This is a genomic window from Neisseria sp. HMSC065D04 (assembly GCF_001815675.1).
Lineage (GTDB): Bacteria > Pseudomonadota > Gammaproteobacteria > Burkholderiales > Neisseriaceae > Neisseria.
In genome coordinates this window covers 1,332-20,273 of the sequence record NZ_KV821518.1, presented here as the reverse complement: position 1 = coordinate 20,273, position 18,942 = coordinate 1,332, and the positions used below count along the sequence as shown (strand labels likewise).

Below are 18,942 nucleotides of genomic sequence, written 5' to 3'. Positions count from 1 at the left end.
CGCCGTACTGGTTTAAAGTTAATCCACTATAACGCCATCCGCTCGCCCGCAAAGCCAATTCCCGCTCACATCCTTGTCTTAGCCCCATCCCATTCCGTGTGGGCACGGCCTATTTACTATATAATTTCGACTTTCAGCATTTTCCGCGCTTAATCATGAAACGGCTCAAACGCATCAAAACCATCCTCCGCACGCTTTACCTCTACCGCCTCGCCGAGCTGTTTGCCGCGCTTGTCCGTCCGGGCTGGACGCGGACGCTGTTGAAAATGCTGCCGCAGTCGTCTGAATTGGAAAACGAACCGCCTGCCGTGCGCCTGCGCCTTGCCTTAGAAAGCTTAGGGCCGATTTTCATCAAATTCGGGCAGGTTCTGTCCACACGCCCCGATTTGATTCCGCATGATTACGCGGTCGAACTGGCAAAGCTGCAAGACAAAGTCCCGCCGTTTGATGCGCAGCTTTCACGCTCGCAAATCGAAAAATCACTGGGGCAATCCATCGAAACGCTGTACGCGGAATTTGAAACCGAACCCGTCGCCAGCGCATCCATCGCCCAAGTACACAAAGCCCGCCTGCATTCGGGAGAACAAGTGGCGGTCAAAGTCTTGCGCCCCAACCTTTTACCCGTTATCGAACAGGATTTGTCGCTGATGCGCTTCGGCGCAGCTTGGGTCGAGCGTCTGTTTGCCGACGGCAAGCGTTTGAAACCGCGCGAAGTGGTGGCGGAGTTCGACAAATACCTGCATGACGAGCTGGACTTGATGCGCGAAGCTGCCAATGCCAGCCAGCTCGGCCGCAACTTCCAAAACAGCAATATGCTGATTGTGCCTAAAGTGTTTTACGACTACTGCACCAGCGACGTACTGACCATCGAATGGATGGACGGCACGCCGGTATCGGAAATCGCCAAACTCAAAGCCGACGGCATCGATTTGCACAAACTCGCCGATTACGGCGTGGAAATCTTCTTCACACAAGTCTTCCGAGACGGCTTTTTCCACGCGGATATGCACCCCGGCAACATTCTGGTCGCCGCCGACAACCGCTACATCGCCCTCGATTTCGGCATTGTCGGCACGCTGACCGACTACGACAAACGCTATCTCGCCATCAACTTCCTCGCCTTCTTCAACCGCGATTACCACCGCGTCGCCACCGCCCACATCGAATCAGGCTGGGTGCCTGCCGACACGCGCGCGGAAGAATTGGAAGCTGCCGTCCGCACCGTGTGCGAACCGGTGTTCAACAAACCGATTTCGCAAATTTCCTTCGGCTTGGTGCTGATGCGCCTGTTTGAAGTCAGCCGCCGCTTCAATGTCGAAATCCAGCCGCAGCTTGTATTGCTGCAAAAAACGCTGCTCAACATCGAAGGCTTGGGACGGCAGCTTGATCCCGATTTGGACTTGTGGAAAACCGCCAAACCGTTTTTGGTGAAATGGATGAACGAACAGGTCGGCCCCAAAGCCTTTTTGCGCAACCTCAAAAACGAAGCCCCCGACTGGGCGCAAATCATCCCTTCCCTGCCGCGCAAAATCAATGCGCTGGTTGACGAAAACCGCCAGCAGGAAATGCGCGATGCCTATATCCATTTGGTCAAAGTGCAGCAGCGGCAAAGCATGTGGCTGGGCGTGATTGCGATTGTGTTGCTGCTGATTTTGCTGTTTGATTAAAAATCCATATACACAAAAGGTCGTCTGAAAACGAAATAGTGGTTTTAGAAAAACTCGCTATCCGCATTTTCAGACGACCTTTTATTATGAATTTGCATAAAACGCGCACCTCAACCGTAGTGTGGGCTCCGCCCACGAAAATCAGGATATTTTACCCCCCTCGTCCCAAACAGAATAGACCAACATAATTTCTCGCGGGCAAAGCCTACACTACTTTTCCACTCGTTACTGAGGTCGTCTGAAAACACGGATTGCAGCCAGGCAAGCCCGTTATGACTGTTTTCAGACGACCTTTATTATGGGTTTGAATAAAACACCCGCCGCAGCCGTAGCGTGGGCTCTGCCCACGAAAATCAGGATATTTTACCCCTTGTCCCAAACAGAATAGACTAACATAATTTCTCGCGGGCAAAGCCCACGCTACTTTTCCACTCGTTACCAAGGTCGTCTGAAAACACGGATTGTAGCCAGGCAAACCCGCTATGACCGTTTTTCAGACGACCTTTTATTGCGAGTTTGAATAAACCACCTGACGCAACCGTAGCGTGGGCTTTGCCCACGAAAATCAAGATATTTTACCCACCGCCCCAAACAGAATAGACCGATATATTTCTCGCGGGCAAAGCCCACGCTACTTTTCCACTCGTTACCAAGGTCGTCTGAAAACGCCAAACCGTTCCCATCGCATGGAAACTGCGGTTTTCAGACGACCTTTACAGTTTTTGAGTCATTCCCCGATATGCTATAATCCGCCGTTAAACTTTTATCTTTTCAGGAAAAACCATGAGCTTGAAATGCGGCATCGTCGGCCTGCCCAACGTCGGCAAATCCACCCTCTTTAACGCGCTGACCCAATCGGGCATCGAAGCGGCGAACTATCCCTTCTGCACCATCGAACCCAACGTCGGCATCGTCGAAGTGCCCGACCCGCGCATGGCGGAGCTGGCGAAAATCGTCAACCCGCAAAAAATGCAGCCCGCCATCGTCGAGTTCGTCGACATTGCCGGTTTGGTTGCAGGCGCAAGCAAAGGCGAAGGCTTGGGCAACCAGTTCCTCGCCAACATCCGCGAAACCGACGCCATCGTCAACGTCGTGCGCTGCTTTGACGACGACAACATCGTCCACGTTTCCGGCAAAGTCGATCCGATTGCCGACATCGAAACTATCGGTACCGAACTAGCGCTTGCCGACCTCGCCAGCGTCGAAAAAGCCATCGTCCGCGAAGAAAAACGCGCCCGCTCAGGCGACAAAGACGCGCAAAAACTGGTCGAACTGTGCAAAAAACTGCTGCCGCATCTGGACGAAGGCAAACCTGTCCGCTCCTTCGGTTTGGACGCGGAAGAACTCGCCATGCTCAAACCGCTGTTCCTGCTGACCGCCAAACCCGCCATGTATGTCGGCAACGTTGCCGAAGACGGTTTTGAAAACAATCCACACCTCGACCGCCTGAAAGAATTGGCTGAAAAAGAAAACGCGCCTGTCGTTGCCGTTTGCGCCGCGATGGAGAGCGAAATCGCCGAGTTGGAAGACGACGAAAAAGCCGAATTCCTCGCCGAAATGGGCTTGGAAGAACCCGGCCTGAACCGCCTGATCCGCGCGGGCTACGACCTCTTGGGCCTGCAAACCTACTTCACCGCTGGCGTCAAAGAAGTCCGCGCCTGGACCATCCACAAAGGCGACACCGCCCCGCAAGCCGCCGGCGTCATCCACACCGACTTCGAACGCGGCTTCATCCGCGCCCAAGTCATTTCCTACGACGATTTTGTCTCACTCGGCGGCGAAGCTAAAGCCAAAGAAGCCGGCAAAATGCGCGTGGAAGGCAAGGAATATGTCGTGCAGGACGGGGATGTGATGCACTTCTTGTTTAACGTGTAATGACCGTTGATTAATGCTTGTGTTAGATTGTCTTAGGTTCGCAGACTATTTAAAATTTTATTTTAAAATAGGAGAAAATAATGGCTGAAAAAAACTACCTCAGAAAAATGGACTTTGGTAACGAGGCTGCTGATGATGTAGATGATAATGAATTAAAATCTTACTTTGTAACCCAAGATAACTTTGATAACTTTCTAAACGAAACTAAAAGATTGCATATTATCAAAGCAAAAAAAGGAATGGGAAAATCTGCACTTATTAAATGGATTGGGATAGCACTTTCTGAACAAAATAAAAATGATTTAGTTATTAAAATTCGTGGGAGTGACTTATCACGAGAAAATTTCAAATTAAAAAACCCCCTAAACGAACCTAATGACTATATTCAAGATTGGATTATTAGACTATGTGCCGTAGTAAACAGAGAACTAGCAAAGAAAATAGGATTCGCATATCGTGACGATGATATAGCACTAATTGAGTCTGCAGAAGTACAAGGCTTCAAAGAAAGAAATCTAATCTCTTGTTTATTACACAGATTCAAAAGCATCTTAGGAAAATATCAGCCAACCCCTGCTAATGGAGTAAATGATCATGAAATCCTAAAAAGATTCGAATCTCTTGAAAACTCTAGAATTTGGATTCTGATTGATGACTTAGATGCTACTTTTCAAAATAAAAATAGTGAGAAAGTCAATCTCGGAAGCTTTTTTTCTGCTTGTCGTTACATGATTCAAGATATTAAAGGGGTAAATTTTCGCGTAACCTTAAGAAGTGATGTATGGCCTATGATCCGTCGCCATGATGAGGCAATGGATAAAATTGAACAGTATCTATCTGAAATTGAATGGACAGAAAATGACTTCAAACAAATCTTATGTAGACGTATAAAATTTGAGTTTCCAAACGAGTTTAAAGGCTTTGATGATGAGGAACTTTTGTCAAAAATATTTAAGCCTACGGTTTTTTGGAATGAAAAAGATGTGGATACATACAAAGTGCTTTACATCTTATCCTACAACCGACCTCGCTGGGGTATCCAACTTTGTAAATTGGCTCAAAAAAATGCCTTAGCAAATAATATGTCTCTCATTGAAAAACGTGATATTGATGCACGATGGGGAGAATATGGACTTAAAAGGATTTCCGATCTTATCGTCGAACACAAACATCAATGTAATCAAGTCGAAGACCTCGTAAATTCATTTCGTGGATTAGAAAGACGCTTTCCACAACACGAGCTCTTAGAAATAATTCGAACAAAAATAATAAATTCATTAAATGTGCAAATTGATGGAAAAAAATGTACCAAAACTGATGAAATTGCGGATTTCTTATACAGGATAGGATTTATTGTTGCCCGCTCAGAGGATGGTTATGGCTATCATCATTATTCCTATTCTGACTTACCTGATTTATTTTCTGGGAAAAATAATAATGGTTTCAACTTAATTTGGGAAATTCATCCGTGTTACAGAGAAGCTTTAGATATTAAAAAGCTTAATGCTGAACAACGTAGTATAAAAACACATCGTTAATTTTTTATTCAAAATTTTAGATTATGACCTCTATCCTACAAGACCTACAATCGCGCGGCTTAATCGCGCAAACTACCGACATCGAAGCCTTAGACGCTTTGTTGAACGAACAAAAAATCTCCCTATACTGCGGTTTCGACCCGACCGCCGACAGCCTGCATATCGGTCACTTGTTGCCCGTATTGGCATTGCGCCGTTTCCAACAGGCGGGGCATACGCCGATTGCTTTAGTGGGCGGTGCGACCGGCATGATCGGCGACCCCAGCTTCAAAGCGGTGGAGCGCAGCTTGAATTCCGCCGAAACCGTTTCCGGCTGGGTAGAAAGCATCCGCAACCAATTGAAACCGTTTTTGAGCTTTGAAGGCGAAAACGCCGCCATTATGGCGAACAACGCCGACTGGTTTGGCAGCATGAACTGCCTCAACTTCCTGCGCGACATCGGCAAGCATTTTTCTGTCAACGCCATGTTGAACAAAGAATCCGTCAAACAGCGTATCGAGCGCGACGATGTGGGTATTTCCTTCACCGAGTTCGCCTATTCCCTGCTGCAAGGCTACGACTTTGCCGAATTAAACAAACGTCATGGCGCGGTTTTGGAAATCGGCGGCTCCGACCAATGGGGCAACATCACCGCCGGTATCGACCTGACCCGCCGTCTGAACCAAAAACAAGTATTCGGCCTGACCCTGCCTTTGGTTACCAAATCCGACGGCACCAAATTCGGCAAAACCGAAGGCGGCGCGGTATGGCTGAACGCGAAGAAAACCTCGCCGTATCAGTTCTACCAGTTCTGGCTGAAAGTTGCCGATGCCGATGTGTATAAGTTTCTGAAATACTTCACCTTCCTGTCTATCGAAGAAATCGACGCCATCGAAGCGAAAGACCAAGCCAGCGGCACCAAGCCCGAAGCGCAACGCATCCTTGCCGAAGAAATGACCCGCCTGATTCACGGCGAAGCCGCCCTGCAAGCCGCGCAGCGCATTTCCGAAAGCCTGTTTGCCGAAGACCAAAGCAGCCTGACCGAAAGCGACTTCGAACAGCTCGCCCTCGACGGTCTGCCCGCATTTGAAGTTTCAGACGGCCTCAACGTCGTCGAAGCCTTGGTCAAAACCGGCTTGGCCTCGTCCAACAAAGAAGCGCGTGGTTTTGTAAACAGCAAAGCGGTATTGCTCAACGGCCAGGCCGCCGAATCGAACAACCCGAACCACGCCGCCGAACGCCCCGACGATGCCTATCTGCTGACCGACGCGCACAAACGCTTCGGCAAATACACCATCGTACGGCGCGGCAAACGCAACCACGCGCTCTTGGTTTGGAAATAAGCCTTAAATGACAAAGGTCGTCTGAAAACTTTTTTCAGGCGACCTTTTTTCTACCGTCAACAGTATGATAGCGAATATATTCCCATCTATAGTGGATTAACTACAGATCGGCACGGTATTTCCCATTCATACCGTCTGAGGCTTCGTCTTGCCCTGATTTACAATCAATCTGCCATACCTACGCGCATCATAAATCTTAAATCCGGTAACACCCTATCCGTTTGAATCCAATACACAATAAGAAAGAAATACCATGACTGCCCCCTACACTCTTGCCGACCTGAAGACCGCCTACCAGCGCAAAGAAAAACTGAAATATCTATACTTCTGGGGACACACGCCAAAACATATAGTGGATTAACTCTAAATCAGGACAAGGCGACGAAGCCGCAGACAGTACAGATAGTACGGAACCGATTCACTTGGTACTTCAGCACCTTAGAGAATCGTTCTCTTTGAGCTAAGGCGAGGCAACGCGCCGTACTGGTTTAAAGTTAATCCACTATAAAAATGAGATAGATAAAGCCGTCTTCAGCCAATGGTATCCTGCGCCCTTCGAAATCGACGGCATCCGCTATGCGACTGCCGAACACTATATGATGGCTGAGAAAGCGAGGCTGTTCGACGCAGACGATATCCGCCGCCAAATCATCGCTTCCGCCCACCCCAAACAAGCCAAGGACTTGGGGAGACAAGTCATCGGTTTTAAAAACGATATTTGGAATGCCCGCCGCTTCGATATCGTTTGCGAAGGCAACCGTGCCAAATTCATCCAACACCCCGATTTGAAACGCTTTTTGCTTGGCACCGGCAGCCGTATCTTAGTAGAAGCCAGCCCGGTTGACGCAATCTGGGGAATCGGACTTGCCCAAGATGATCCACGCGCCCAAAATCCATTGCAATGGCGGGGTTTGAACCTACTTGGTTTCGCGCTAATGAAAGTACGGGATGAACTTCAGGTCGTCTGAAAGCAACTTCAAAAGCAACTTCAGACGACCCCATAAAAAAACGCACCTTATGAAAAGGTGCGTTTTAATTTCTACGGTTTAGAATTTAGCGCCGGATTGGTTGGCCATATAGTCAACCGCTGCTTTGACTTCGTCATCACTCAGGCTTGTGTTACCGCCTTTGGCAGGCATGGAGTTAAAGCCTTCGAGCGCGTGTTTGTGCAGGGTATCTTTACCTTGCTTGATGCGCGGGGCCCACTCGTCTTTCTTGCCTATGCCTGGAGCACCGGGGATGATACCACCGTGACACATTTTACAGTTGGCTTCAAAAACGGCTTTACCGTCCACTTTGGCAGAAGAAGCATCTGCTTTTTCTACCGGCTTGGCTTCGGCAGGAGCGGCCGCTTTTGCATCAGCTGCTGAAGCTGCTTTTTCAGCTTGTGCAGGTGCGGACGCAGATGAAGCGTCAGCGGATGATGTGGCAGCAGCAGAAGCAGGTGCCGGTGCGGGAGCAGGTTCGGCTTTTTTCACGGGTGCTTTGCCATCTTTGTTGGACAGACCCCATACATACGCAGTCATGATGTGGAGTTTGTCTTTATCCAAGAAACGACCCCAAGCCGGCATTTGACTGTGTCGTCCGTTGGTGATGGTTTCGATAATCGATTTTTGAGTACCGCCCCACAGCCATACGTTGTCGGTCAGGTTCGGACCCAGTCCTTGGATACCTTGGCCTTTGTCGCCGTGACAGGTAAAGCAGTTTGCCGGTGGACCGCTGAACAATACTTTACCGCGTGCGGCACGTTCTTCATCGTATTGGTCTTTGGATTTGGATAAGGACATGACATAGTTTGCCACATCTTTTACCCGCTCTTCACCCAATGCAGGACCCCATGCCGCCATCGTCGCCGTACGGCCTTTTTCAATGGTCTCGTGGATTTTCTCAGGTTCGCCGCCCCACAACCAATCGTTGTCGGTCAAATTCGGGAAACCTTTGGAACCTTTGGCATCAGAACCGTGACATTGGATACAGTAGGTATTGAAGAGGTTTTGACCGATGGCGCGTGCTTCAGGATTTTTTGCCACTTGCTCAATCGGCATATTGGCAAACTTGGCATAAACTTTGCCGTACTTCTGATCTGCTTTAGCCATTTCCTGATCATATTGTCCGTGGCTGCTCCATTTCCACTGGCCTTCATAATCGCCCAAACCCGGGTACATGACCAGATAACCGATACCGAACAGCCAGACAAAGACATACAGCCAAAACCACCAGCGTGGCAACGGGTTGTTGTATTCTTCGATACCGTCCCATTGATGGCCTGTCGTTTTGACCTCTTCGCCCTTTTTAGGACGCTTCACAACGTTTTGGGAAAGCAGCAGCCATGCCAAGCCGATAAAGCTGAGCACGACGATGACTGCAATGTATATATTCCAGAAATTACTGGTAAATTGGGGTGCTGTGTTCATTATTTTGCTCCGTGATCACGGACTAAACTGTTATCGCCCGTCTTTTTCAGACGACTCTTTATCCTCATCATTTTCGAAAATACTGTTGGCGGCGTCATCATAGTTCTTTTTATTTCGTCGATTGAAAACGATATAAAGCACTAAGATAAAGCTGATAAAAACCCAAACAGTAAAGAGCGAGCGGGCCCAGTTTACGTCCATGATGTTACCTTACGTTTTTCAATGCCAAGCCTAAGCCTTGCAGGTATGCAATCACCGCATCCAGCTCCGATTTGTTTTCCAAGGCTTCAGGCGCTTTGGCAATCTCTTCGTCGCTGTAAGGTGTACCGACTTTACGCAGGGCTTTCATATGCGCCACGGTTGCTTCGGCATCGACTTTGTTGCGGGCAAGCCATGGGAAAGCGGGCATATTGGACTCCGGCACAACGTCGCGCGGATTCAGCAGGTGGATGCGGTGCCATTCGTCGGAATAGCGGCCGCCGACACGTGCCAAGTCCGGACCGGTACGTTTGGAACCCCATTGGAACGGATGGTCATAAACAGACTCGCCGGCAACGGAGTAGTGGCCGTAACGTTCGGTTTCCGCACGGAACGGACGGATCATTTGAGAGTGACAGTTGTAACAACCCTCACGGATATAGATGTCGCGACCAGCCACTTGCAAAGCATTATAAGGTTTCACACCTTCTATAGGCTTAGTGACAGCTTTAGTAAAGAACAGCGGCACGGCTTCAATCAACAGGCCTACGCTGACTACAAGCAGGGTAAATACAATCAGGACGCCGACTTTTTCTTCAGCTAATTGTTGTAATTTCATTTTGGTAGCCTTTTCTTATGTTTTTAGTGGTGCTGGGTTTGAGACACCGCGGGAATCTCGGCATCAACCGCTTTGCCACTGATGGCCGTACGGTAAACGTTGTATGCCATGATACACATACCGCTCAGGTACAGCAGGCCGCCGGTGAAACGAATCATGTAGAAAGGCATGGTGCGTTTAACTGACTCTACAAACGAGTAGGTCAAAGTACCGTCCGCATTCAGAGAACCCCACATCATACCTTGCAATACCCCTGCAATCCACATGGAGGCGATATACAGAACCACACCGATGGTCGCAATCCAGAAATGCGCTTCCACCAATTTGGTGCTGTACATTTCATTTTTACCGAACAGGCGGGGAATCATGTAGTACACGGAACCAATGGTCACGAAGCCCACCCAGCCCAATGCGCCGGCATGAACGTGTGCAACGGTCCAGTCGGTGTAGTGGCTCAAAGCGTTGACGGATTTGATGGACATCATCGGACCTTCGAAGGTGGACATACCGTAGAAGGAGAGGGAAACGATCAAGAATTTCAAGATAGGGTCGGTACGCAGTTTGTCCCATGCGCCGGACAAGGTCATGATACCGTTGATCATACCGCCCCAAGAAGGTGCGAACAGAATCAGGGACAACACCATACCCAAGGACTGAGTCCAGTCAGGCAGCGCGGTATAGTGCAAGTGGTGGGAACCTGCCCACATGTAGGTGAAAATCAAAGCCCAGAAGTGGACGACGGACAGGCGGTAAGAGTAAACAGGACGACCTGCCTGTTTCGGCACGAAGTAGTACATCATGCCCAAGAAGCCTGCGGTCAGGAAGAAACCTACGGCATTGTGGCCATACCACCATTGAACCATAGCATCGATTGCGCCCGCATAAACCGGATAGGATTTCATGAAGCCCGCAGGAATGCTCAGGTTATTGACGATGTGCAACAGAGCAACGGCCAAAATGAAACCGCCGTAGAACCAGTTGGCAACGTAGATGTGTTTGATTTTACGTTTGGCAATCGTACCGAAGAATACGATGGCGTAAGCAATCCAAACCAAAGCGATCAGGATGTCGATAGGCCATTCCAATTCGGCATACTCTTTAGCTTGGGTATAACCCAAAGGCAGGCTGACGATTGCCGCAACGATAACTGCCTGCCAACCCCAGAAGGTAAATGCCGGCAGCCAACCGCCGAACAGGCGTGCATTACAGGTACGTTGAACAACGTAGTATGATGTACCCATCAGACCGCAACCGCCGAATGCAAAAATCACCGCATTGGTGTGCAACGGACGCAGGCGGCCGAAGTGGAACCAAGGGCCGACATCTGATAAATCAAGGGACGGGGCAAACAATTGGGCGGCAACGATAACACCGACCAACATGCCCACAATACCCCAAACTACGGTCATGATGGCGAACTGGCGCACCACTTTGTAGTTATAAGTTTGTGTGTCCATGAGAGTCTCCATGAATTATGGGAATAAAAATTTTTTATCTCACTTTGCCGTATGCGTTTTGAACAAACGCAATAAGGGCTAGGTTTAAATTTTTCTAAATTTAACATATAAGACAAGCCTAGCCAAGCGGAATTACATTTCACTCCATCTGGCGGCTTTATCGATTTTTTATATTTTTTACTTTATAATCATATTATTATTTAACAACCTCCCCTACAACGCCACTTTATTTTTTCAAGCCTCCCTTTTGAAGGGGACTTTATCGATATAAATCAAACCGCATAATTCGACCTTTTTATTCATAAAATTTAACAAATGCATTAATAGTCATGATTAATTACAAAATCACCCCCAACCCGCTCGCACACGAGTGGCACATCCGCCTAACCTTCCGACAAGAACATGATTTGGAAACAGAAATCAACCTGCCGAACTGGGTTCCCGGCAGCTATCTGATACGCGATTTTTCCCGCCACATCACCACCATCCGCGCTTTTTGCAACGGAGAATATGCCCATCTGACCCAAGTCAAAAAAAATCGGTGGCGCACTGCCCCGCAGTCCGGCGAGTGGGAAATTTACTACACCGTTTACGCCTACGATCTGTCCGTCCGCGGCTCGTTTCTGACTGCCGAACGCGGGTTCTTTGACGGCGCGTGTCTGTTTTTACAGGTAAACGGGCAAGAAAACAGCGCGCACCAAATCGAATTCCCCATCCTGCCGAAAACATGGCGGATTGCCACCACCCTGCCCCAAACCGGCATCCACAGCTTTCAGACGACCTCCTACCACGACTTAATCGACCACCCTGTCGAACTGGGCAACATTGAATTTCTCGATTTCGAAGCCGGCGGCATCCCTCACCGCATCGCCTTGAGCGGCCACTACCCCGATTTCGACCGCGACCGCCTCGTGTCAGACATCCGCACAATCTGCGAAACTGAACTGACCATGTTCCCCTCCCCTGCCCCGTTCGCCCATTACCTCTTCCTGCTTCACGTCGGCGACAACATCTACGGCGGGCTGGAACACATCAGCAGCACCGCCCTGCTCGCCGACCGCCACAGCCTGCCGCCGCACGGCATGACCGACGTCAACGATGCCTACACCCAACTGCTCGGACTGTTCTCACACGAATACTTCCACGCCTGGAACGTCAAATCCATCAAACCCGCCGCCTTCGCCCCCTACGACCTCGACCGCGAAAACTACACCGAACAGCTTTGGGCATTTGAAGGCATCACCTCCTACTACGACGACCTTTTCCTCGCCCGAGGCCGTACCATAGCACCCGAAGCCTACCTGCGCCTGCTCGCCCAAAGCATCACCCGCGTGCAGCAAACCAAAGGTCGTCTGAAACAAAGCCTTGCCGAATCCAGCTTCACCGCTTGGAACAAATTCTACAAACAAGACGAAAACAGCCCCAACGCCATCGTCAGCTACTACCAAAAAGGCGCACTCGCCGCCCTCTGCCTCGACCTCGCCATCCGCAGCAAAAGCAGCGGACGACACACCCTCGACAGCGTCATGCAGAAACACTACCTCGATTGGCTGGAGACCCGGCAAGGCATCCCAGAAAAACAATGGCAAGCCCGTTGCCAAGCGTTTACCGGTCTAGACCTCGAAGACTTTTTTCAGACGACCCTCTACTCCACCGCCGACCTGCCCCTTGCCGAACTCCTCGCCACCATAGGCATCGGACTGCAATGGCAGGCACAGCCGCGCAGCCACGGCGGTGCATTCCTGCCCGAACCGCCAACCGAAACGCCTGCCCCCGCGTCCGACTTCGGCACCAGGTTCAAACAAAACAGCGACCACGCCACCCTGACCCACGTCTTCAACGGCGGCAGCGCAGAAAACGCCGCCCTCTGCCCGCAGGACAAAATCATCGCCATCGACGGCTACGCCTGTACCGACCTTGCCGCACAGTGGGCGCAACTCCCCATCGGCGCCACCGCCCGCCTCCACTACTTCCGCACCGGCATCCTGTACGTTGCCGACATTACCGTCCAAGCCGCCGAAGCCGACACCGCCATCCTCTACATCACCGACCGCGAGTTATTTGAAAACTGGCTTTATAATGACCGAGCCTAATTTTCAGACGACCTCAAGTGCTGGATCGAGGTCGTCTGAAAAATCAACTCTGAAAGAAACAACCATGAAAAAAATCCTTGTCGGCATGACCGCCCTGTTACTCAGTTTGCACGCCGCAGCCGCTCCCAAATCAGATTCGGCAGATAAACTAGGAAAGGATATCGCCGTATTCTACAAAAATCCCTCTGCCGAACGCGCTGCTTCTTTGATGGACCAGCTTGTCAAAGCCGATATCATGCGCGAAACCACCCTTGTATGGGGGACGCAAGCGCTACAAAAATACCCCCAAGGCAGCACCATTTGGTGTGACAACATCCGAACCTACCAAGGCGACGCCCTAACCTTTGCCGCCTACACCCTCACCCTGACAGGCACGAATCAAGCCAAAACCTGCCTTAACAGCCTGACATTAGATACCGAGCTTAAAAACAACCTCAAAAAAAACAAAAGCTTCCATCCGCTTCAAGAACCCATCATTTCCCCTGCATCACTGGATTTTCATTGGGTAACTTATTTTGCCACCGGCAACCCGAAAGCAGTCGAGCGTATCGTCGACTACATCATCAAAGCCCAAACGGCTGCCGCCCAACGCCCCAACCATGTAGACCTCACACTTGCCTCTGCCATTTGGTCAACCCGATCCAATATGGAACAAGATACAGCGATTGACAGCATTGTCCGCCAATACATACAAAAACAGCCTGAAGCCAATAAAAAACGATTGGAACAAGCCCTGTTGGCCCCTCAAGAAGACTAAAATCAATCCATCATCAAACGTAGAAAAGGAAAACCCATGTCTATCCAAAAACTTGCCGACAACCTCTACATCGCCCCGCAACTGACCGAAGCAGACGTACAAGAAGCCGCCAAACTCGGCATCCAAACCGTCATCTGCAACCGTCCCGACGGCGAAGAAGAAAACCAACCCTCGTTCAAACAAGTCGAAAGCTGGCTTGAAGCTGCAGGCATCCGCGAACACCATCATCAGCCCGTCGTCGCCCCCGCCATCAACGCCGCTGATGTCGCCGCCTTCCAAAACCTGCTCAAAAGCGTTTCCCAACCCGTTCTCGCCTACTGCCGCACCGGCACCCGCTGCTCCCTGCTCTGGGGCTATCATCAGGTGCAACACGGTGCAAGCGTCGCCGAAGTCGTCGCTGCGGCACAACAAGCAGGCGTCAATCTGAGCAACTTCGAAGCCCGCCTGCAAGACGCGCAACAAAACGGGCTGGCGTAACACGCTATCCGTTTAGCCAAACGCAAAGGTCGTCTGAAAATACCGTTTCAAAAAATGGAAACCGTTTTCAGACGACCTTTTTACGTTATGCCGTTTGGCGAACCGAATGAACGCATCCGATATTTTAAACATTGCGGCAATCCGTTACATCCAGATGAAACTCAATATCCAGACCTGCCGTTTTCATTTACAATCCCCCCGTTCCATCTCATCAATCTATTATGCAAATCCTGCTCACTTTTTTGTTTAAATGCTTTGCGGCGCTGCCTTTGCCGCTTCTACACGCGCTGGGGAATGCGGCGGGCGGCTTGGGCTATTATTTGCTCAAAAGCGACCGGCAGCGTGTGTTCGACAATATGCGGCTTGCCGGATTGAATCCCGAGCCTTCGTCGGTCAAAGCCGTTTTCCGTGAAACGGCGAAAGGCGGGCTGGAATTGCCCGTAGCCTTTTTCAGACGACCTGAAAGCATTGAAACGCTGTTTAAAGAAGTGCATGGTTGGGAACATGTCCAATCAGCTTTGGACGCCGGAGAAGGACTGTTGTTTATTACCCCGCACATCGGCAGCTACGACCTCGCCGGACGCTATATCAGCCAACAGCTTCCGTTCCCGCTGACTGCCATGTACAAACCACCCAAAATCAAAGCCTTGGATTCCGTCATGCAGGCGGGGCGCGTTCGCGGCAAAGGAAAAACCGCCCCCACCAATATTCAAGGGGTCAAACAAGTCATTAAGGCCTTACGCTCCGGCGAAGCCACGATTGTCTTGCCCGACCATGCCCCCTCTCCCGAAGAAGGCGGCGACGGCGTCTGGGTGCCGTTTTTCGGGAAATACGCCTACACCATGACGCTGGCGGGCAAACTGGCGCAAGTCAAAGGCGTAAAGGCACTGTTTTTCTGCGGCGAGCGTTTGCCGAACGGCAAAGGATTTGTACTGCACATCGAGCCTATGCGCGGCGAGCTGAACGGCGACAAACAACACGACGCGCAAATTATCAATGAAAACACCGAATACTGGATACGCCGCTTCCCTACCCAATATCTGTTTATGTACAACCGCTACAAACAGCCCGCAGGCGCACCGCTTTCTCCCGACTGGAAACCGGAACCCGGTTGGAAACCTGATTAAGTACAGGATTGAACATCCCTTGCGGGTCGTCTGAAAAGGCGGCTGATGCCCGGTTTCTCAAAACATAGCCATACCAACACAAAAAAGCACCTCAATTGAGGTGCTTTTTCTCTTTTCAGACGACCTTTTTTCGAGCATCAGCCTTTTTTATTGTTCAACGCTGCTTTGACAAACGCGGTGAACAAAGGATGGCCTCTGCGCGGGTTGGACGTAAACTCGGGGTGGAACTGGCAGGCGAAGAACCAAGGATGGTTCGGCAGTTCGATGGTTTCGACCAAGCGTTCGCGTCCTGCGGATACGCCGCCGATAACCAAACCTGCCTGTTCCAGCGTGGGAACGTAGTTGTTGTTGACTTCGTAGCGGTGGCGGTGGCGCTCGCGGATGTGTTCGCTGCCGTAGATTTTGGCGGCGAGGCTGCCTGCTTTCAATTCAACCTCTTGCGCTCCCAAACGCATGGTGCCGCCCAAATCGGCGGATTCGTCGCGGGTTTCGACGCTGCCGTCGGCGGTTTGCCATTCGTCAATCAGGGCGACGACAGGCGCGGCGCATTTGAGGTCGAACTCGGTGGAGTTTGCGCCTTTCAAGCCTGCCACGTCGCGGGCGTATTCGATCAGCGCAATCTGCATACCGAGGCAGATGCCCAAGTATGGCACGTTGTTTTCGCGGGCATAACGCACGGCGGCGATTTTGCCTTCCACGCCGCGCGAGCCGAAGCCGCCGGGAACGAGGATGGCGTCCATGTCTTTGAGCATGGAAACGTCGCCGTTGTTTTTCTCGATGTTTTCGCTGTCAACGAAGGTAATTTGCACGTCGGTTTCGGTGTGGATACCCGCATGTTTCAAGGCTTCGATCAGCGATTTGTAGGATTCGGTCAAATCGACGTATTTGCCGACCATGGCGATTTTGACGGTGTGTTTCGGGTTTTTGATGGCATGGACGATTTTTTTCCACGCGGTCAAATCTGCCTGCTGTACGTTGAGCTGCAACTGCTCGGTAATGATGTTGTCGATGCCTTGGTCATGCAGCATTTCGGGGCATTCGTAGATGCTGTCCACGTCGTAGCTGCCGACAATCGCGCGTTCTTCCACGTTGCAGAACAAGGCGATTTTGCGGCGTTCGTCCGCGGGCATTTTCCTGTCCATGCGGCAAATCAGGATGTCGGGCTGCAAACCGATGCTCAACATTTCTTTAACGGTATGCTGGGTCGGCTTGGTTTTGATTTCGCCGGCGGCGGCAATGTAGGGAACGTAGCTCAGGTGGGCGAACAAGGTGTTGTTGCGTCCCAACTGGCTGCGCATCTGACGGATGGCTTCTAAAAACGGCAGCGATTCAATGTCGCCGACCGTACCGCCGATTTCGACGATGGCCACATCGTAACCCGTCGCGCCTTCGTGGATGCGGCGTTTGATTTCGTCGGTAATGTGCGGGATGACTTGAACCGTACCGCCGAGGTAGTCGCCGCGGCGTTCTTTGGCGATGACGTTTTCGTACACCTGCCCCGTGCTGAAGCTGTTGCGGCGGGTCATGGTGGCGTTGATGAAACGTTCGTAGTGTCCCAAGTCGAGGTCGGTTTCCGCGCCGTCGTCGGTGACGAACACTTCGCCGTGCTGGAACGGACTCATCGTGCCGGGATCAACGTTGATATAAGGGTCGAGCTTGAGCATGGTCACGTTCAAACCGCGCGATTCGAGGATGGTGGCAATAGAAGCGGCGGCGATACCTTTTCCGAGTGAAGATACGACGCCGCCGGTTACGAAAATAAATTTAGTCATGATGCAGTACCCATGTTGGAATACGGAATTTTACCTTTAAGCGGGTTTTCTGGCAAACGCGGGAAGCCGACGCCGTCCGAAAGAAACCGCCCGAATATAACGAAATCATCTTTTTTTAAAACCAAGCATTCTTTCCCATTTTCAGACGACCTCATTAAAGTAACGAGCAATCCGAGAATTAAGGAAAGAACCATGACCGCAACCACCGCCCCGCTTTTGCGCTTCATCACCGCCGGCAGCGTCGACGACGGCAAATCCACCCTCATCGGCCGCCTGCTCTACGACAGCAAAACCCTGCTGACCGACCAGCTCGACAAACTCAACCGCGCCGCCGAAAACAGCGAAACGCCCGACTTCGCCAGCCTCACCGACGGCCTTGCCGCTGAGCGCGAACAAGGCATCACCATCGATGTTGCCTACCGCTATTTCGCCACGCCCAAGCGCAAATTCATCATCGCCGACACGCCCGGACACGAACAATACACCCGCAATATGGTAACGGGCGCATCGACCGCCGATGCCGCCATCGTCCTGATAGACGCAACGCGCGTCGATTTTTCCGGCAGCGAACCCGTCCTCCTGCCGCAGACCAAACGCCACAGCGCGATTCTGAAACTCTTGGGCTGCCCCAATATCATCGTCGCCGTCAACAAACTCGACCTACTCGACTTCGACGAAACCAAATATCAGGCCATTACCGCAGCCTACCGCAAACTGGCGGAACAAATCGGCCTCCAAGCCCAAATCCACTTCCTGCCCATCAGCGCGTTAAAAGGCGACAACATCGTCAACGCCAGCAGCCAAACCCCGTGGTATCAAGGTTTGCCGCTGTTACCCCTGCTCGAAAGCCTGCCCGTCAACCGCCAAAACGCCGCCGACCAAGCCGCCCATTTCCCCGTGCAGCGCGTCGCACGGCAAGACGGCAGCAGCAGCGACGACTTCCGCGGCTATCAAGGCAGATTGGAGGCAGGCCGTCTGAAAACCGGTGACGAAGTCAAAATCCTGCCTAGCGGACATGCCGCCAAAATCGCCGAAATCTACAATCCAAACGGCAAAACCGAATCCGCCGAAGCAGGCGAAGTACTGACCGTCACGCTTGATACCGACCTCGACATCTCGCGCGGCAACAGCATCGCCGCCGCCGACAGCCCCGTCGCGCCCGAACAGCAGTTTCAAGCCGCACTGTGCTGGTTCGACGACATCCCGCTCAACCTGCGCCGCAAATACCTGCTGAAACACACCACCCAAACCACCCCCGTCAAAATCAGCGCAATTTCCTACGTTTGGGACGTGAACACCCTCAGCCGCGTCGAATCCGCCGACACGCTCAAACTCAACGACATCGGCAGCGTCAGCCTCAAAACCCAGCAGCCGATTGCCGCCGCGCCCTACGAAGAAAACCATGCCCTCGGCGCGTTCATCCTGATAGACGAAGCCACCAACCACACCGTCGCAGCAGGCATGATACGCAAGGCTGACCAAGCGGACAGTTTTGAAATTTGAAACAAGGGCATCTTGAATTGAAGAGGTCGTCTGAAAAACCGAAACAAGGGTTTTCAGACGACCTCTTTATAGTGGATTAAATTTAAATCAGACAAGGCGACGAAGCCGCAGACAGTACAGATA

The 18,942-nt window shown here is 51.3% G+C and carries 15 protein-coding genes; 10 read left to right on the top strand and 5 right to left on the bottom strand.

Annotated features, from left to right (window positions below; all coding sequences use genetic code 11):
• Positions 1–155 precede the first annotated feature (155 nt).
• From ubiB to HMPREF3050_RS06795, 5 genes are all read left to right on the top strand, one after another.
• Entirely contained in the window at positions 156–1,667 is a 1,512-nt protein-coding gene (gene ubiB, locus HMPREF3050_RS06815) for a ubiquinone biosynthesis regulatory protein kinase UbiB (protein WP_070774219.1), read from the top strand.
• 783 nt (positions 1,668–2,450) lie between these two features.
• Positions 2,451–3,542 carry a redox-regulated ATPase YchF gene (gene ychF, locus HMPREF3050_RS06810; protein ID WP_003777024.1) on the top strand — a complete coding sequence of 364 codons (1,092 nt, stop codon included), beginning with the start codon at positions 2,451–2,453 and terminating at the stop codon, positions 3,540–3,542.
• 80 nt (positions 3,543–3,622) lie between these two features.
• The gene (locus tag HMPREF3050_RS06805; RefSeq protein WP_070774218.1) at positions 3,623–5,080 is read left to right on the top strand and encodes a P-loop ATPase, Sll1717 family; all 1,458 of its coding nucleotides are present in this window, start codon (positions 3,623–3,625) and stop codon (positions 5,078–5,080) included.
• Positions 5,081–5,103: 23 nt separating this feature from the next.
• The gene (gene tyrS, locus HMPREF3050_RS06800; protein ID WP_070774217.1) at positions 5,104–6,402 is read left to right on the top strand and encodes a tyrosine--tRNA ligase; all 1,299 of its coding nucleotides are present in this window, start codon (positions 5,104–5,106) and stop codon (positions 6,400–6,402) included.
• Between the two features lie 497 nt (positions 6,403–6,899).
• On the top strand, positions 6,900–7,370 hold the full coding sequence (locus tag HMPREF3050_RS06795) for an NADAR family protein (RefSeq protein ID WP_349267286.1): 471 nt from the start codon (positions 6,900–6,902) through the stop codon (positions 7,368–7,370).
• A gap of 78 nt (positions 7,371–7,448) precedes the next feature.
• Here HMPREF3050_RS06795 and ccoP read toward each other — a convergent pair whose 3' ends face one another.
• The 4 genes from ccoP to ccoN are packed head-to-tail and all read right to left on the bottom strand — an operon-like array spanning position 7,449 to position 11,090.
• Entirely contained in the window at positions 7,449–8,816 is a 1,368-nt protein-coding gene (ccoP, locus tag HMPREF3050_RS06790) for a cytochrome-c oxidase, cbb3-type subunit III (protein WP_094113351.1), read from the bottom strand.
• Positions 8,817–8,846: 30 nt separating this feature from the next.
• Positions 8,847–9,017 carry a cbb3-type cytochrome oxidase subunit 3 gene (locus HMPREF3050_RS06785; protein ID WP_003757997.1) on the bottom strand — a complete coding sequence of 57 codons (171 nt, stop codon included), beginning with the start codon at positions 9,015–9,017 and terminating at the stop codon, positions 8,847–8,849.
• A 4-nt stretch (positions 9,018–9,021) separates the two neighbouring features.
• The gene (gene ccoO, locus HMPREF3050_RS06780) at positions 9,022–9,633 is read right to left on the bottom strand and encodes a cytochrome-c oxidase, cbb3-type subunit II (RefSeq protein ID WP_003757996.1); all 612 of its coding nucleotides are present in this window, start codon (positions 9,631–9,633) and stop codon (positions 9,022–9,024) included.
• 23 nt (positions 9,634–9,656) lie between these two features.
• Positions 9,657–11,090, bottom strand: a complete 1,434-nt coding sequence (gene ccoN, locus HMPREF3050_RS06775; RefSeq protein ID WP_174263541.1) for a cytochrome-c oxidase, cbb3-type subunit I — start codon at positions 11,088–11,090, stop codon at positions 9,657–9,659.
• 329 nt (positions 11,091–11,419) lie between these two features.
• On the opposite strand from ccoN, the gene HMPREF3050_RS06770 reads away from it, so the two are divergent.
• The 4 genes from HMPREF3050_RS06770 (at position 11,420) to HMPREF3050_RS06755 (ending at position 15,544) form a co-directional block, all read left to right on the top strand.
• Positions 11,420–13,183 (top strand): M61 family metallopeptidase, encoded by a 1,764-nt coding sequence (locus tag HMPREF3050_RS06770; protein ID WP_070774216.1) that lies wholly within the window; start codon positions 11,420–11,422, stop codon positions 13,181–13,183.
• A gap of 64 nt (positions 13,184–13,247) precedes the next feature.
• Positions 13,248–13,940, top strand: a complete 693-nt coding sequence (locus tag HMPREF3050_RS06765) for a hypothetical protein (protein ID WP_070774215.1) — start codon at positions 13,248–13,250, stop codon at positions 13,938–13,940.
• 36 nt (positions 13,941–13,976) lie between these two features.
• Positions 13,977–14,417, top strand: a complete 441-nt coding sequence (locus HMPREF3050_RS06760) for a TIGR01244 family sulfur transferase (RefSeq protein ID WP_070774214.1) — start codon at positions 13,977–13,979, stop codon at positions 14,415–14,417.
• Positions 14,418–14,638: 221 nt separating this feature from the next.
• Positions 14,639–15,544: a lysophospholipid acyltransferase family protein gene (locus tag HMPREF3050_RS06755; protein ID WP_070774213.1), complete on the top strand. Its 906-nt coding sequence runs from the start codon at positions 14,639–14,641 to the stop codon at positions 15,542–15,544.
• 137 nt (positions 15,545–15,681) lie between these two features.
• Here HMPREF3050_RS06755 and HMPREF3050_RS06750 read toward each other — a convergent pair whose 3' ends face one another.
• On the bottom strand, positions 15,682–17,316 hold the full coding sequence (locus tag HMPREF3050_RS06750; protein ID WP_060975116.1) for a CTP synthase: 1,635 nt from the start codon (positions 17,314–17,316) through the stop codon (positions 15,682–15,684).
• A 192-nt stretch (positions 17,317–17,508) separates the two neighbouring features.
• On the opposite strand from HMPREF3050_RS06750, the gene HMPREF3050_RS06745 reads away from it, so the two are divergent.
• Positions 17,509–18,819, top strand: coding sequence for a sulfate adenylyltransferase subunit 1 (locus tag HMPREF3050_RS06745; protein WP_070774212.1), 1,311 nt, complete (start codon positions 17,509–17,511; stop codon positions 18,817–18,819).
• Positions 18,820–18,942: the final 123 nt, after the last annotated feature.